This window comes from Bradyrhizobium sp. RDM12 (genome assembly GCF_051917485.1).
Lineage (GTDB): Bacteria > Pseudomonadota > Alphaproteobacteria > Rhizobiales > Xanthobacteraceae > Bradyrhizobium.
Genome location: NZ_CM133064.1, coordinates 4,888,629 through 4,904,251 on the forward strand (window position 1 = coordinate 4,888,629; position 15,623 = coordinate 4,904,251).

The 15,623-nt window shown below is 63.3% G+C and carries 9 protein-coding genes and 7 pseudogenes; 14 read left to right on the plus strand and 2 right to left on the minus strand.

Annotated elements, in window-relative coordinates; genetic code table 11:
• Nucleotide 1: 1 nt before the first annotated feature.
• The 6 genes and pseudogenes from ACTGJ9_RS23895 to ACTGJ9_RS23920 all read left to right on the plus strand — a co-directional run.
• On the plus strand, nt 2-2,095 hold the full coding sequence (locus tag ACTGJ9_RS23895) for a methyl-accepting chemotaxis protein (protein ID WP_456673097.1): 2,094 nt from the start codon (nt 2-4) through the stop codon (nt 2,093-2,095).
• Nucleotides 2,096-2,272: 177 nt separating this feature from the next.
• Nucleotides 2,273-2,725, plus strand: coding sequence for a universal stress protein (locus ACTGJ9_RS23900; RefSeq protein ID WP_456673098.1), 453 nt, complete (start codon nt 2,273-2,275; stop codon nt 2,723-2,725).
• Nucleotides 2,726-2,910: 185 nt separating this feature from the next.
• Nucleotides 2,911-3,411: a hypothetical protein gene (locus tag ACTGJ9_RS23905; RefSeq protein WP_456673099.1), complete on the plus strand. Its 501-nt coding sequence runs from the start codon at nt 2,911-2,913 to the stop codon at nt 3,409-3,411.
• A pseudogene (locus ACTGJ9_RS23910) lies at nt 3,404-4,438 on the plus strand (HlyD family secretion protein); the annotation flags it as partial. The gene ACTGJ9_RS23905 and the pseudogene ACTGJ9_RS23910, both read left to right, overlap by 8 nt.
• A 76-nt stretch (nt 4,439-4,514) precedes the next feature.
• A pseudogene (locus ACTGJ9_RS23915) lies at nt 4,515-5,595 on the plus strand (IS5 family transposase).
• A gap of 122 nt (nt 5,596-5,717) precedes the next feature.
• Nucleotides 5,718-5,918: pseudogene (locus ACTGJ9_RS23920) on the plus strand (HlyD family secretion protein); the annotation flags it as partial.
• 28 nt (nt 5,919-5,946) lie between these two features.
• Here the strand turns inward: ACTGJ9_RS23920 and ACTGJ9_RS23925 are convergent.
• A pseudogene (locus tag ACTGJ9_RS23925) lies at nt 5,947-6,677 on the minus strand (substrate-binding domain-containing protein).
• A 74-nt stretch (nt 6,678-6,751) separates the two neighbouring features.
• On the minus strand, nt 6,752-7,240 hold the full coding sequence (gene queF, locus ACTGJ9_RS23930) for a preQ(1) synthase (RefSeq protein ID WP_456673100.1): 489 nt from the start codon (nt 7,238-7,240) through the stop codon (nt 6,752-6,754).
• A gap of 126 nt (nt 7,241-7,366) precedes the next feature.
• Here queF and eno point away from each other — a divergent pair, with 126 nt between their 5' ends.
• From eno to ACTGJ9_RS23970, 8 genes and pseudogenes are all read left to right on the plus strand, one after another.
• Nucleotides 7,367-8,650, plus strand: a complete 1,284-nt coding sequence (gene eno, locus ACTGJ9_RS23935) for a phosphopyruvate hydratase (protein WP_456673101.1) — start codon at nt 7,367-7,369, stop codon at nt 8,648-8,650.
• A gap of 34 nt (nt 8,651-8,684) precedes the next feature.
• Nucleotides 8,685-9,823, plus strand: a pseudogene (locus ACTGJ9_RS23940) (zinc-binding dehydrogenase).
• 111 nt (nt 9,824-9,934) lie between these two features.
• Nucleotides 9,935-10,931 (plus strand): annotated as a pseudogene (locus tag ACTGJ9_RS23945) (MBL fold metallo-hydrolase).
• A 182-nt stretch (nt 10,932-11,113) separates the two neighbouring features.
• Nucleotides 11,114-11,665 (plus strand): annotated as a pseudogene (locus ACTGJ9_RS23950) (NADPH-dependent FMN reductase).
• A 195-nt stretch (nt 11,666-11,860) separates the two neighbouring features.
• Complete coding sequence (locus ACTGJ9_RS23955; protein WP_027529774.1) at nt 11,861-12,178, plus strand: FtsB family cell division protein; 318 nt, start codon at nt 11,861-11,863, stop codon at nt 12,176-12,178.
• Nucleotides 12,179-12,269: 91 nt separating this feature from the next.
• Nucleotides 12,270-13,091 (plus strand): glycerophosphodiester phosphodiesterase family protein, encoded by an 822-nt coding sequence (locus ACTGJ9_RS23960; RefSeq protein WP_456673102.1) that lies wholly within the window; start codon nt 12,270-12,272, stop codon nt 13,089-13,091.
• 87 nt (nt 13,092-13,178) lie between these two features.
• Nucleotides 13,179-14,201, plus strand: a complete 1,023-nt coding sequence (gene pdhA, locus ACTGJ9_RS23965; protein ID WP_456673103.1) for a pyruvate dehydrogenase (acetyl-transferring) E1 component subunit alpha — start codon at nt 13,179-13,181, stop codon at nt 14,199-14,201.
• Nucleotides 14,202-14,231: 30 nt separating this feature from the next.
• Entirely contained in the window at nt 14,232-15,620 is a 1,389-nt protein-coding gene (locus ACTGJ9_RS23970) for a pyruvate dehydrogenase complex E1 component subunit beta (protein ID WP_456673104.1), read from the plus strand.
• Nucleotides 15,621-15,623 lie beyond the last annotated feature (3 nt).

A 15,623-nucleotide genomic window follows, 5' to 3' on the forward strand; every position in this document is an offset into this window, starting at 1 on the left:
GATGCAAAAGCAGCGTTCGGTCGCCCGCATTCTCGGGGCGGTAGTCGGGTCTCTCGGTTTCATCCTTGTCGTCATCTGCGCCTACGCCCTGAAGCTGGCGGTGACGCGCTATTCGGACAGCAACCGCATCGTCTCGCTCACAATCGCGAGCCGAGACCTGACCAACACGCTGGTGATCTTTCGCCTGGAGCGCGGTGACACGCTGAGTTATCTGGCCTCCGCGGCGCCCGCGCCCGACAGCGTCATGAGCAGCCTCGCCGATCAGCGCGCCACCGTGCAGAAGAACTACGCGCGGGCCTTGCAGAGCCTCGCCTCCGTCGACGCGCCCGGCCTCACCGAGAAGCTCGACAAGCTCCGCGGCATCTGGGCACAGCTCGAGGAGCTGCGGCCGCGCGCGATCACCGCGTTGAAACAAGAGAAGGCAGCGCGTGAAGCCAGCCTGCAGCCGAGCTGGGCCAAGATCAGCGACGCCTTCATGGATGGGATCGGCGATGTCACCGCCCATGTCGACAACGCGATGACGCTGATCGACCCCGTGGTCGATCGCCTCCTGATCGCCAAGCAGGCCTCCTGGCAGGCCCGCGCCAATGCCGGCCAGACCATTCTGGTCCAGTTCTCCTCGATCCTGGCCAACAAGACCTGGACCGCGGCCGACGGCGTCACCTTCGCCGATCTGCGCGGCCGCATCCAGCAGGCCTGGCTGGTGGTGCGCGACCTCAGCCCCAACGTGGCTTCGCCCGAACTGTTGCAGGCGATCCGGACCGCCGAGCCGGAAATCTCCGGCGCGCTCAGCGACGAGCGCAATGCGATTGCGACCAAGCTGCTCGCCGGTGAGCCCGCCGGCATCGCCGGTATCGACTACCGCGATCGCCAGCTGGTCGGCGCCAACAACGTCGTCATCGTCACGCAGACCGCGCTCGCCAACATGATCTCGCGGGCCGAGGAGGGCGCTTCGCGCGCCCGTTTCAGCCTGATCCTGTTCGGCCTCCTGGTGCCGGCCTCGCTGGCGCTGATGATCGGCGGCCTGATGCTGATGCGCAACCGCGTGACCCGGCCGCTGATGGCGATCACAGGCGTGATGACGCGTTTTGCCGATCGTGATTTCGCCGGCGAGGTGCCGGGCCTCGACCGCAACGACGAGATCGGCCGCATGGCGTCGGCCTTGCAGGTGTTCAAGGAGGCCATGATCAACGCCGAGCGCCTCTCGGGCGATCAGGCGGCCGAGCGCGCCGACAAGGAGAAGCGCGCGAGCGAGCTCACGGGCCTCGTGCGGCAGTTCGAAAGCCGGATCGGCCAGATGGTGCAGACGCTGTCGAGTGCCTCAGGCGAATTGGAGACGACGGCCCGTTCGATGTCCGGCACCGCGGCGGAAGCCCAGGCCCAGGCCGGCTCGGCCTCGACACTGGCCGGCCAGGTCGGCGGCGGCGTGCAGACGGTTGCGGCCGCGGCCGAGGAGCTCAATGCCTCGATCCGCGAGATCAACCGCCAGGTCGAGCAGGCGAGCCGCGCCACCGAGCATGCGGTCGTTACAGTCAAGGAGACCGACTCTACCATGCGCGCGCTCGCCGACGGCGCCGACCGCATTGGCGAGGTCATTGGCCTCATCACCTCGATCGCGGGCCAGACCAATCTGCTGGCATTGAACGCGACGATCGAGGCCGCGCGCGCCGGCGAATCCGGACGCGGTTTTGCCGTCGTGGCAAGCGAGGTGAAGAACCTCGCCTCGCAGACCGCAAAGGCTACGGAGGAGATCAGCGCCCAGATCACGGAGATCCAGGGCGCGACGCAGAAGGCGGTCTCTGCCATCGACGGGATCGTCAAGACCATCGATGAGGTCTCGAGCATCAACCGGGTCATCGCCGCGGCGATCGAAGAGCAGAACAAGGCGACCGCCGAGATCGCCAACACCGTGCAGCACACGGCCGAAGCCACCTCGACCGTGACGCGCAACATCGCAACCGTCTCGTCGGCGGCGAACGAGACCGGCCGCGCGGCGTCCGGCGTGCTGAAGGCGGCCGCCGACCTGTCGAGCCAGTCGGCCTCGCTCACGGGCGAGGTGGACAGCTTTATCACCAGGGTGCGTGAAGTGGCGTAACCGGCAGAGCGGAAGCGCGCCTCGTAAGGATGCCACGAACGACGCGCTCAGTGAACGGATGGCTGCGCAGGGGGCCAGAGATATCGAGATTGAAATAAAAGCGAATAGACCGGGGGCCCTGATCGGACCATACTCGGAGGCATCACTTGCGGGGGCAATCAGCAAGGGAGCCACCGAATGTACGCCAACATCCTCTTGAGCACCGATGGTTCGGATGTCGCAAGAAAAGGCGTTGAGCACGGAATTGCTTTGGCAAAAGCCTTGAATGCCACAGCGACAATCGTCACCGTGACTGAACCGCAGCCGATCGACTATGGCGGCGGACACGATTCAGAATGGATTCCTTCGCAGGAAGAGATTGATCATTTTGACGCAGCCTGCAAGCAGCACGCCGGCAAAGTGCTCGATCAAGCGCGGACCATGGCAGAGCGGAGCGGGCTCTCGGTCGAACTCCTGCACGTACCGAATGCGCACCCAGCCACCGCGATTGTCGAAACGGCAAAGTCCAGGGGCTGCGATTTGATTGTGATGGCCTCTCATGGACGTCGCGGCCTCAGGAAATTGTTCCTGGGAAGTCAGACATCCGAAGTTCTCGTCAACGGAAGCGTGCCGGTATTGGTCGTGCCGTAGTCGCGGGCACTCCCGTTGGCGGCCAATCCGCGTGCAAACGCGAAGGCCTGTTTTCCCAGCGCGTACGAGACGGGCCGACACGCATCTTGAGGGTGTGGCACGAGCTTTGTGCTTGCCAAGTTCCGGCGTTGTGAAAGAATGAATTTGGAGCGGTCGGCTCCCAATGAAATTTCGGGGAGAGACGCGTGAGTGAATCGCTTCATCCCGCTGCCCCGCATCACCTGCCTTCCTTCATCACCGCGCCGGGAGATACCGATGTCCTGATGGTTGTGGTCGGGATCGTTCTGGTCGGCGCCGTTCTCGCGGTCGGGAATATCTATTTGCACCTGCACACTTTGCCGGAGCGGATGGCCCACAAATCGCAGAAATTCCAGTTTGAGGTCGTGGCCGTACTGGGATTGCTGGCGCTGTTCACGCACAACCATCTGTTCTGGGTGATCGGCCTGTTCCTCGCCATGATCGATCTTCCCGACTTCAGCACGCCGCTGCGCAAGATTGCCGGCTCGGTCGAGAAGATGGCCGGCGTCGCGCCTGAGCAAGATCCGACCGAGCCGCCGATTGGAGCTGGTCCGGCGCAACCTCCTGTGGCCGGCGATGCCAAGCCTGAGAGCGTCAAGGCTGAGAGCACCAAGGCTGAGAGCGTCAAGGCTGAGCGCGCCAAGAGCGAGGTGCCCGGTCATGCTTGAGCTGCTGCTGTGCTCGCTCCTGACAATATTTCCCGACTATCTCTATCGCCGATATCGGCAGGGAAAGCGCCTCGGGCAAGAGATTACGCTTTATTCGGTCTGGTTCGAATTGCGATTTGGCATCATCGCCTGCCTGATACTGACCGTCTCGCTGATTACGATGATTTTCTATTATCACCCGTCGACCACATCGGCGACGCTGTACTATCGGACCGTGCCTATCGTCCCCGAAATCACCGGACGGGTGGCAGAGGTTCATGTCGACTACAGCGCGCCGGTCAAGCAAGGCGACGTGATCTTCAGGCTCGACAATTCCAAACAGCAGGCGTCGCTGGAGACGGCGAAACGCAAGATTGCCGAAGTCGATGCATCGATGCTGACGGCGCAGGCCGATATTCTCAAGTCGGAAGGCCAGATTCAGGAAGCCAAGAGCGCATTGCAACAGGCCAACGACGAACTCGACGTCAAGCGCGAGCTACAGAAGCGCAATCCGGGCATCGTGCCGCAGCGGGATATCGAAAAGCTCGAAGTGGCCGTCGCCGGCCGTCAGGGCTCGGTCGATGCTGCAACTGCGGCAAGGCAGTCCGTAACGACACGCGTCAGCGCGCTTCTCCCGGCAGAGAAGGCGAGCGCGGAGGCCGCGCTCGCTGAAGCGCAGGTCGATCTGGACAAGACTTACATTCGCGCCGGCGTGGACGGCCGTGTCGAGCAATTCCTGCTGCGGCCGGGCGACATCGTTAATCCCATGGTGCGGTCCGCGGGCGTCCTGATTCCCGAAGGCGCAGGGCGACGCGCACTTTCGGCGGGGTTCGGTCAGATCGAAGCGCAAGTCATGAAAGTCGGAATGGTGGCCGAGGTCGCCTGCATTTCCAAGCCATGGACCATCATTCCGATGGTGGTCACGGACGTGCAGGATTACATCGCAGCGGGCCAGTTCAGAGGCGGTGAGCAACTGCTTGAAGCGCAGAATACCATTCGACCCGGCACGATTCTCGTTTTCATGGAGCCGATCTACGAGGGCGGTCTAGCAGTCTGCTGAAGAACCCCTCGCCACGGAGGAGGCTTGATGATTCACTTATCATCTCGATCTGGCGGAGGCGATCATGCGCGGCAGGTTTACGGATCAGGGCGGCCTGTTTTCGTACATCGCGCCGGATAAGCGTGTGCCAGCGAACCACCCGCTGCGGAAGGTCCGGGAACTTGTCCGGGATGTTTTGAGTGATTTGAACCGCAGCCTTGGGAGGCTCTACGCCAGCGAGGGACGTCCTTCGATCCCTCCGGAGCAATTGCTAAGTGCGCTGCTGCTGCAGGTGTTCTACGGCATTCGCTCGGAACGTCAGTTGATGGAGCAACTGGACTACAATCTTTTGTATCGGTGGTTTGTGGGACTGTCGCCGGACGATCCGGTCTGGGACCCGACCACCTTCACCAAGAACCGGGAGCGGCTGCAGAACGGCGATGTATTCACGAAGTTCATGACCAGGCTTCTCAACCATCCACAGGTCAAGCCGCTGCTGTCGGACGAGCACTTCTCGGTGGATGGAACGCTGATCGAAGCCTGGGCTTCACAGAAGAGCTTTCGTCCCAAGGACGGCAGCGGCGACGATGATGACGGCGCGAACTTCCATGGCCAGAAGCGCAAGAACGACACCCATCGCGAGCACCAGTGACCCCGACAGCCGGCTTTATCGCAAGGCGGCCGGACGGGAGGCCAAGCTTTGCTATATGGGCCACGCCACCATGGAGAACCGGCATGGGCTGGCGGTGGCCGGCAGGGTCACGCATGCCAATGGCACCGCCGAACGCCGGGCTTCGGAGACCATGCTGAAGGCGAGACGCAAAGCCGCAGGCCGCCGCATCACGGCCGGTGAGGACAAGGCGTACGATACCGCCGATCATGTCGCCAATCTTCGCGCCATCGGCGTGACGCCGCATGTGACACAGAACCAGGCCGTCACCAAAAAGACCCGCAACAGCGCCATCGACGAACGAACCACGCGGCATCCAGGGTACGGCATGTCGCAATCGCGCCGGGCGATGGTCGAGTGCATTTTCGGATGGGGCAAGCAACACGGCACCATGCGCAAGACCAAACATCGCGGCATCGCTCGCGTCGCCGCCGACTTCCTGCTCAATCTGATCGCCTACAACCTGATCCGCATTCCAAAACTGCTTGCCCCTTAGCCACCCGGCGTCAGGGTGCCCCCAACACCAGGCTAGAAATCACATCCAACTCCGCCACGCCGCCCCAACAACGACCGGACAGAATAAGAAAACTCTCCATTTCAAGGTTTTTCAGCAAACTGCTAGAGGGTGTGACGCCCGGCAGCAGTTGCATTGCTAACGCCTATACCAGCAATCACGAATTGATCGCGTCGGGCAAAGTCGGTGCGTTCAAAAGCTTCGCATTGCACATCGTCGATGCGACCGGACTCGTGCACGCCATGCTGTTGCGGATTCAGGCCCTGCTGTTGCCGGTCAAGACGCTGGTGCTGAGCGGGCATTGATCTGCCCGCGAGCTCGCCTGCGTGGACACTAAGGCCCGATCGGCTCCATGCCGCTCGCGATGATCGCGTCGCGGGCCGCGGGCGACGCGAGGAATTTGATCAGGGCCCGGCCGCCGTCTTGTTCTTTCGAGACGGTCGCGATCCCGGCCGAGAAGATCGTGATCTGCTGCAATTCCTTCGGCAGCGGACCGACGATGTCGATGCCCTTCACGGGCTTCAATTCGCTGATCTGCTGGAAGCCGAGTTCGGCCTCGCCGTGCGCGACGATCTCGCCGACGGGAGTAGCCGGAATCTTTCGCGCCTTGTCCTTCATGGCCTCGGTGATGCCGAGCTTGTCGAACATCTCGGTCGAGACGTAGACGCCGCTGGCGCTGTCGGAATAGGCGATCGTCTTCGCAGCCAGCAGCGTCTGCTTGACCGCGTCCACCGAGCTGATGTCCGGCTTCGGCGCGCCCGATTTCACGGCAACGCCGATCGGCGACCGCGTCAGGTCGACCTGGCTGCCGGCAACGACCTTGCCCTTGTTGACGAGATCGGTGAGCGCGTAGCCCACCATGATCAGCACGTCCGCCGGTTCGCCGCGCTCGAGCCGGACCGGGATCGCATTGGCGGTCGTGCCCATCGACGGCCCGTAGGCAGTCAGCACCTTGTTGCCGGTGGCTTTCTCGAACTCAGGCACGAGCGCCTGATAGGCCGCCGTCAATCCGCCCGAGATCATCACGCGGATCTCGGCAGCGTGGATGCGCCGGCGAACCACAGGACGCTGAGAAGGCCGACCGCGACGCCGCGGAATTTCGCAGGAACCTATCGATGTCATCGTCGTCAGTCTCCAACTAGCCCCGGCCGCGATAGGGCGCGACGCCTTGCTCGGGCAACCACAGGCCCTTCGGCACGCGGCCGGTCTGCCAGAACACGTCGATCGGGATGCCGCCGCGCGGGTACCAATAGCCGCCGATGCGCAAGAATTTCGGCTTGATCTCGGCGGCGATACGCTTGCCGATCATCACGGTGCAGTCCTCATGGAAGGCGCCGTGGTTGCGGAAGCTCGCGATGTAGAGTTTCAGCGATTTCGACTCCAGCAGCCATTGGCCGGGCGCGTAGTCGATCATGAGATGGGCGAAATCGGGCTGGCCGGTCACCGGGCAAAGCGAGGTGAACTCCGGCACGGTGAATCGGACCAGATACTCGGTCCCCACTTGCGGATTCGGCACCCGGTCGAGCTTCGCTTTTTCGGGCGCATCCGGCCATTCCACGGCGCGGCCGAGCTGCAGCGCAGGGGAATCTGAACGTGAGTTGTTCGATTTGCTTGGCTTTTTCGACATGAGGTCGCCTCCGAGCGGCCCTCTTAGCCAATCGTGGCGCGGCCGTCACCCGGCCTTTTCGGTTTCGATGCATTGCGGTAGAAGCACCGCCAACTGCCCCCCTTTGTTCCCCGAAAAGAGGCCCTCATGACCGCCATCATCGACATCATCGGACGCGAAATCCTCGATAGCCGCGGCAATCCCACCGTCGAAGTCGACGTCGTTCTGGAAGATGGCGCGCTCGGCCGCGCCGCCGTGCCGTCCGGTGCCTCCACCGGCGCCCATGAGGCGGTCGAGCTGCGGGACGGCGACAAGGCCCGCTATCTCGGCAAGGGCGTCACCAAGGCAGTCGGCGCCGTCAATGGCGAGATCTTTGAGGCCCTGAGCGGCCTCGATGCCGAGCAGCAGGCGCAGATCGACCAGATCATGATCGACCTCGACGGCACGCCGAACAAGAGCCGGCTAGGCGCCAACGCCATCCTCGGCGTGTCGCTCGCCTGCGCCAAGGCGGCCGCGAACTCGCTCGACATGCCGCTCTATCGTTATGTCGGCGGCACCTCGGCGCGGCTGCTGCCGGTGCCGATGATGAACATCATCAATGGCGGCGTGCACGCCGACAATCCGATCGACTTCCAGGAGTTCATGATCCTCCCCGTCGGCGCATCGTCTTTCGCCGAGGGCCTGCGCTACGGTGCGGAAGTCTTCCACACGCTGAAATCGGAGCTGAAGAAGGCCGGCCACAACACCAATGTCGGCGACGAGGGCGGCTTCGCCCCGAACCTGCCGTCGGCGGACGCCGCGCTCGAGTTCGTCATGAACGCGATCGGCAAGGCCGGCTACAAGGCCGGCAGCGACATCGTCATCGGTCTCGACTGCGCCTCGACCGAGTTCTTTAGGGACGGCAAATACGTCTATGAAGGCGAGGGCAAGACCCGCTCGATCTCCGAGCAGGCGAAGTATCTTGCCGACCTCGTCGGCCGCTATCCGATCGTCACGATCGAGGATGGCATGTCGGAAGACGACATGGACGGCTGGAAGGAGCTCACCGACCTCATCGGCAACAAGTGCCAGCTGGTCGGCGACGATCTCTTCGTCACCAACGTCAAGCGCCTCGCCGAAGGCATCAAGGCCGGACGGGCCAACTCGATCCTGATCAAGGTCAACCAGATCGGCACGCTGACCGAGACGCTCGCCGCCGTCGAGATGGCGCACAAGGCCGGCTACACCTCGGTGATGTCGCACCGCTCGGGCGAGACCGAGGATTCCACCATCGCCGACCTGGCGGTCGCCACCAACTGCGGTCAGATCAAGACCGGCTCCCTTGCACGTTCCGATCGCACCGCCAAATACAACCAGCTCCTCCGCATCGAGCAGCAGCTCGGGAAGCAGGCGCTCTACGGCGGCAAGGCGGCATTGAAGGCGCTGGCATAAGCCGGCGCTTGAACAAGGACAGGGGAGGATCGACATGAGCGACGGCAAGACCGGACTGCAACTGCGTTCGCTGATCAAGAAGAGCGGTGAACTCGAGATCTCGCTCGTCGACGTGCCGACCCCGAGCCTGCGGACGACGAAGTCGTCGTCCGGATCGAGGCGGCACCGATCAATCCGTCCGACCTCGGCCTGCTCGTCGGTGCTGCCGACATGAGCACGGCGAAGGCGTCCGGCACGAAAGAGGCGCCCGTCATCACCGCGAAGGTGCCTGATGGCGCAATGCGCGCAATGGGCGCGCGGCTCGACCAATCCCTGCCAGTCGGCAATGAGGGCGCTGGCGTCGTTATCAAGACCGGCTCGTCCGATGCGGCGAAGGCGCTGATGGGCAAGACAGTCGCGATGATCGGCGGTGCGATGTACGCGCAGTACCGGACGCTGAAGGCGAGAGACTGCCAGCCGCTGCCCGAGGGCACGACGGCGGCCGAGGGCGCGTCCTGGTTCGTCAATCCGCTCACTGCGCTTGGCATGACCGAGACGATGCGGCGCGAAGGCCACAAGGCGCTTGTGCACACCGCGGCCGCCTCCAATCTCGGCCAGATGCTGAACAAGATCTGCATCAAGGACGGCATCGGGCTCGTCAATATCGTGCGCAGCAAGGAGCAGGCCGAGATCCTGAAGAAGATCGGCGCCAAGCATGTTGTCGATTCCAGCGTGCCTGATTTCCTCGACGATCTCACGGCCGCGCTGGTCGAGACCGGCGCGACCATCGCCTTCGACGCCATTGGTGGCGGCAAGCTTGCCGGCGATATCCTCAACTGCATGGAGATCGCGATCAACAAGACCGCGAAGGAATACAGCCGCTACGGCTCCAGCGTGCACAAGCAGGTTTACGTCTACGGCGCGCTCGATATCCGTCCGATCGAACTGCCGCGCGGCTTCGGCATGGCCTGGGGCGTTGGTGGCTGGCTCTTGACTCCGTTTCTGCAGAAGATCGGACCTGCCGATATCGGACGGCTGCGTCAGCGCGTCGTGAGTGAATTGAAGACCACCTTTGCCAGCCACTACACCAAGGTGGTGTCGCTGCAGGAGGCGCTCGATCCCGCCAACATCGCGGTGTACGCCAAACGTGCCACCGGCGAAAAATTCCTCATCAATCCGAATAAATCTTCGTGATCCGCGGCGGCAGGTCACCCAAAAGAGGTCTTGCCTTCTGAGCGAGGCGGGAGATTATTCCGCCGCGTTGAAAGCGGAAAATCCGCAACGCGCTCAGAAGGGGACATCGCCATGACCGATCTCAACCGTCGTCATCTGTTTGCAGGCGCCGCGGCGATCGGCGCGGCCGCCGTCACGGGATTGCGACCAATCGCAACCAATGCCGCGGTGCCGCAAGCCGGCGCGCAGGCGCCGGGCTTCTATCGCTACAAGGTCGGCAGCTTCGAGTGCACCTCGATCAATGACGGTGCGCGCAGCTTCCCGATGCCGGACAAGTTCGTCGTCAACATTCCGAAGGAGGAGGCGCTCGCCGCTGCCGACGCCGCCTACATGCCGAAGGGCATGGTCACTGTCCCGTTCAATCCGCAGCTCATCAACACCGGCTCCAAGCTCGTGCTGATCGACACCGGCAACGGCGTCGCCAATCTGGAGCCCAGCAAGGGCGCGGTGGGCCGCACGCTGCAAAACCTGCAAGCCGCCGGCGTCGATCCGAAGAGCATCGACATCGTGCTGCTGTCGCATCTGCATCCGGACCACACCAACGGCATCCGTTTGGCCGACGGCTCGCTCGCGTTCCCGAATGCCGAGATCATGGTGCCGGTGAAGGACTGGGAGTTCTGGGCCAGCGAGGAGAACGCGGGCAAGGCGCTCCAGCGACATGATGAAGAATTACTTCGGCAACGTGAAAAAGACCTTCGCCGGCATCGAGTCCAAGGTGACGAAGTATGAATGGGGCAAGGAGGTCGTTCCCGGCATCACCTCGATCGCGACGCCCGGCCACACGCCTGGTCACACCTCGTTCGCGGTCGCCTCGGGCGACAAGAAGGTACTGATCCAGTCCGACGTCACCAACATTCCCGAGCTGTTCCTGCGCAATCCGGACTGGCACGTAGCCTTCGACACCGACGGCGCGCTGGCGCAGCAGACCCGCCACAAATTCTACGACATGGCGGCCGCCGAGAAGGCGACCGTGGTCGGCTTCCACTTCACCTTCCCCTCGGTCGGCCATGTCGAGAAGGACGGCGCCAAGTACCGCCTGATCCCGTCGGCGTGGAATCCGACGATCTGATCCCGGTTGCAGATTTGCACGAAAGTTCGGGCCGCCGCTTGGCGGCCCGATTGTTTTGGGTGACCATCCGCTTTCGAGAAACTCAGGGTTTCCAAATCGGATCGGTTCATGCACTTGCATCCATCGACCCGGATCGCTTAAGTGCCGCCCGGCACTTCCCTCCAAGGTTTCAAGGACAATCCATGGCCTACAACATCGTCGTGATCGCCGGCAGCCTCCGCAAGGACAGCTTCTCGCTGAAGATCGCCAACGCGCTCGCAAAACTTGCTCCGGCATCTCAAGCTCGAGGTCATCACCCCCGCCGGCATCTCGTTCTTCAACCAGGACCTCGAGGCCGCTCCGCCCGCCGACTGGCTGGCCTTCCGCGAGAAGCTGCAGAAATCCGACGGCGTCATCTTCGTCACCCCGGAATACAATCGCGCTATCCCGGGCGTTCTGAAGAACGCCATCGACGTCGCCTCTCGCGGCCTTATGGCAAGAGCTCGTTCAACGGCAAGCCGGTCGGCATCATCTCCAACTCGCCGGGCCCGCTCGGTGGCGTCAGCGCTGCCAAGACGCTCCAGAACATTCTGCCGGGCATTTCCGGCCCGATCCTGCAGCAGCCCGAGATCTATCTGAACGCGGTCGGCGACGCTTTTGATGCCGAGGGCAATCTGGTCAAGGAGTCGCTCAAGCCCGTGCTCCAGCAGTACATCGACGCGTTCGCCGCGCACGTTGCCAAGCATCACGGTTGAGGTCGAAAAACCCCGCGGCCACACCGGAAGTCCTCATCCCGAGGAGGCGCGCCAGCGCCGTCTCGAAGGATGGCCGCGGGCAACACCTGGCCTTCATGGTTCGAGACGGCGCTTCGCGCCTCCTGACCATGAGGGTCGGGCAGGCGATGGCTTGCAGTTAGTACTCCCTTAACCAAGCTGCCCCATCTTGCCAAAATGGTCTCTCGCGCCCGCCTCAAATCGATCCTGACCGGTCTCGCCCTCTATGCGATGGCGGCCGCCATCGTCGGCTATTTCGGGGTCAACGCCTATACCGGCAAATACGGGCTCAACGCCCGCCAGGAGCTCGATCAGGAGATCATCGCGCTGACGAGCGAACTCGCCCAGCTCAAGCGCGAGCGCGCCCGGAGCGAGCAGCGCGTCTCGCTGCTGCGCACCGAAAAGATCGACCCTGACATGCTGGACGAGCGGGCCCGATTCCAGCTCGACTATGTCAATCCGCACGATCTCGTTCGGATGATCCCGCAGAACTGAATCGTCTGTCTGCCGTCATCCGCTTGTCAGAGTCTTGAGACAAGACGGCAAGCCCGGCATCGATGCGATGCCGAGAAGGTGGAGGCTTGTCATGACGAACGATCGTTGCCGACGGACGCTTCGTGTTGGAGCGATGCTGCTCGGCGCGGCGCTCCTGCCGCTGTCGATGGCCTCCGCACAGACTGCGTCGTCGCCATCAGGCGCAAAGCCCTTCCTGACCGTCGACGGAAAGGCACCGTTGATCCTCGGCCATCGCGGCGTGCCGGGAATGGTGCCCGAAGAGACCGAGGCGTCGTATGACCTCGCCGCAGCGCTCGGAACCGACGCGCTCGAGGAGGACCTGCACCTCACCAAGGACTGTGTCCTGGTCGTGCGTCACTACCCCTGGCTCGCCGACAACACCGACGTGGCCGAGGTGGCGAAGACCAATGCGGTCGTCGCGGCCCGCAAGCGCACAGTGCCCGGCGTGCGCGTCAAGGCGCCGTCTCCCACCAACGGGCCCGCCGACTACCTCGTCGATCTCACCGATCCGGCCGATCCCAGATCGGTGCTGAAGTCGTTGATCGTCGACGGTGAAGATCACACCAACGACTGGTCGATCACCGATTTCACCATGGCCGAGCTGAAGGAGTGGACGCGCACAAGCTCGGCCTGTTCGTCCACGTCTTCACGTTCCGGAATGAGAAGAAATATCTCGCGGCCGACTATCACGCCGATCCGGCCCAGGAATATCTCAAACTCTTTCGTCTCGGCGTCGACGGGGTCTTCACCGACTTCACGCACACCGGTGTTGCCGCCCGCGCAACGTATTTGCGAGAGCTCGGCTGGTGAGGCGAGCATTGCGAAAGCCGAATGTTGCCTGATCAAGCCCAAAGATTTTGCAAAATTTCGGCCACGTTGCAGTGCGGCATAATGAAAACCGTGCCATGTCGCTGCGGTGCTTTCACACGCGATTGAGTTGGGTTAGAGAGGGCTTAGTTTTCTCTGACCCGGAATTCCCATGGCCGCCCCCAAGAAAGCCGCCGCAAGCAGCCCTCAAAACAAGACCGACGGCGGTTCGCCCCCGGAGTTCACCAGGGAGCAGGAGCTGAAGGCGCTCCGCGCTATGTTGCTGATCCGGCGATTCGAGGAAAAGGCTGGCCAGCTCTACGGCATGGGCGCGATCGGCGGGTTCTGCCACCTCTACATCGGCCAGGAGGCCGTGGTGGTCGGCATGCAGATGGCGCTGAAAGAGGGTGATCAGGTCATCACCGGCTATCGCGATCACGGCCATATGCTTGCCACCGGCATGGAGGCCAACGGCGTCATGGCCGAGCTCACGGGGCGCCGCGGCGGCTATTCCAAGGGCAAGGGCGGCTCCATGCACATGTTCAGCAAGGAGAAGCATTTCTACGGTGGTCACGGGATCGTGGGGGCCCAGGTCTCGCTCGGCACCGGTCTCGCCTTCGCCAACAATTATCGCGGCAATGGCAATATCAGCGTCACCTATTTCGGCGACGGTGCCGCCAATCAGGGCCAGGTCTATGAGAGCTTCAACATGGCGGAGCTCTGGAAGCTGCCGGTGATCTTCGTCATCGAGAATAACCGCTACGCCATGGGCACCTCGGTCTCGCGCGCCTCGGCGCAGCAGGATTTCTCCAAGCGCGGCGCGTCTTTCAACATCCCCGGAATGCAGGTTGATGGCATGGACGTCCGCGCCGTCAAGGCGGCGGCTGATGAAGCTGCCGCCTGGTGCCGCTCCGGCAAGGGGCCGATGATCCTGGAGATGCAGACATACCGCTATCGCGGCCACTCGATGTCCGATCCCGCAAAGTATCGCACGCGCGAGGAGGTCGAGAAGGTTCGCCACGACCAGGATCCGATCGAGCAGGTGCGCAACCGGCTGCTCGCGGCCAAGGTCAGCGAGGCCGACCTCAAGGCGATCGATGCCGAGGTGCGCGACATCGTCAATGCGTCCGCCGACTTTGCCCAGCACGATCCCGAGCCGGATGCCGCCGAGCTCTGGACCGACGTTTACCGCTGAAGCGCGCGCAAGCTTTCTCTTGGAGAAGATATGCCAATTCAAGTGCTGATGCCCGCGTTGTCGCCCACGATGGAAAAGGGCAACCTCGCCAAATGGCTGAAAAAAGAGGGCGAGACGATCAAGTCCGGCGACGTGATCGCCGAGATCGAGACCGACAAGGCCACCATGGAGGTCGAGGCGACCGATGAGGGCACGCTCGGCAAGATCCTGATCCCCGAGGGCACCGCCGACGTTGCCGTCAACACGCCGATCGCGACCATCCTCGCCGACGGTGAGAGTGCCGCCGATCTCGCCAAGGCGCCCGCGCCGGCCAGGCAGGAGAAGGCTGCGGAATCCGCACCTCCCGCCGCTGCCAGGGCCGAAGCGCCCGCGCCGAAGGCCGCGCCTGCGCCGCAGGCCGTCGCCGAGCCCGATCCGGAGGTGCCCGCCGGCACCGAGATGATCACCCAGACCATTCGCGAAGCGCTGCGCGACGCGATGGCTGAAGAGATGCGCCGCGACGCCGACGTCTTCGTGATGGGCGAAGAGGTCGCCGAATATCAGGGCGCCTACAAGGTCACCCAGGGCCTGCTGCAGGAATTCGGCGCCAGGCGCGTCATCGACACCCCGATCACCGAGCACGGCTTTGCCGGCGTCGGGGTCGGTGCGGCCATGACGGGCCTGAAGCCGATCGTCGAGTTCATGACCTTCAACTTCGCCATGCAGGCGATCGACCAGATCATCAACTCCGCGGCCAAGACGCTCTATATGTCCGGCGGCCAGATGGGCTGCTCGATCGTGTTCCGCGGACCGAACGGCGCGGCTGCGCGCGTCGCCGCCCAGCACAGCCAGGATTACTCGGCCTGGTACTCCAACGTTCCCGGCCTCAAGGTCGTCGCGCCGTTCTCGGCCGCCGACTACAAGGGCCTGCTCAAGGCCGCGATCCGCGATCCCAATCCAGTGATCTTCCTCGAGAACGAGATGCTCTACGGTCACACCGGCGAGGTGCCGAAGCTCGACGACTTCGTGATTCCGATCGGCAAGGCGCGCATCGTGCGCACCGGCAGCCACGTCACCCTCATTTCCTGGTCGAACGGCATGACCTATGCGCTCAAGGCCGCCGACGAGCTCGCCAAGGAGGGCATCGAAGCCGAGGTGATCGATTTGCGCACGCTGCGCCCGATGGACACCGAGACCATCATCAACTCGGTCAAGAAGACCGGCCGCGCCGTCACGGTGGAAGAGGGCTGGGCGCAGAGCGGCGTCGGCGCCGAGATCGCCGCGCGCATCATGGAGAACGCCTTCGACTATCTCGATGCGCCGGTCGCGCGTATCACCGGCAAGGACGTGCCGATGCCCTATGCCGCGAACCTGGAGAAGCTCGCGCTGCCTTCGGCAGCGGAAGTCGTCGAGGCCGCCAAAGCCGTCTGCTACAGGTAGGCC

Excerpts from the sequence above, each read along its gene's own strand:
- ACTGJ9_RS23900 (WP_456673098.1), top strand. The coding sequence starts at position 2,273 with ATGTACGCCAACATCCTCTTGAGCACCGATGGTTCGGATGTCGCAAGA.
- pdhA (WP_456673103.1), top strand. The coding sequence starts at position 13,179 with ATGGCCGCCCCCAAGAAAGCCGCCGCAAGCAGCCCTCAAAACAAGACC.
- ACTGJ9_RS23970 (WP_456673104.1), top strand. The coding sequence starts at position 14,232 with ATGCCAATTCAAGTGCTGATGCCCGCGTTGTCGCCCACGATGGAAAAG.
- ACTGJ9_RS23960 (WP_456673102.1), top strand. The coding sequence starts at position 12,270 with ATGACGAACGATCGTTGCCGACGGACGCTTCGTGTTGGAGCGATGCTG.
- ACTGJ9_RS23955 (WP_027529774.1), top strand. The coding sequence starts at position 11,861 with ATGGTCTCTCGCGCCCGCCTCAAATCGATCCTGACCGGTCTCGCCCTC.
- eno (WP_456673101.1), top strand. The coding sequence starts at position 7,367 with ATGACCGCCATCATCGACATCATCGGACGCGAAATCCTCGATAGCCGC.
- ACTGJ9_RS23895 (WP_456673097.1), top strand. The coding sequence starts at position 2 with ATGCAAAAGCAGCGTTCGGTCGCCCGCATTCTCGGGGCGGTAGTCGGG.
- queF (WP_456673100.1), bottom strand. The coding sequence starts at position 7,240 with ATGTCGAAAAAGCCAAGCAAATCGAACAACTCACGTTCAGATTCCCCT.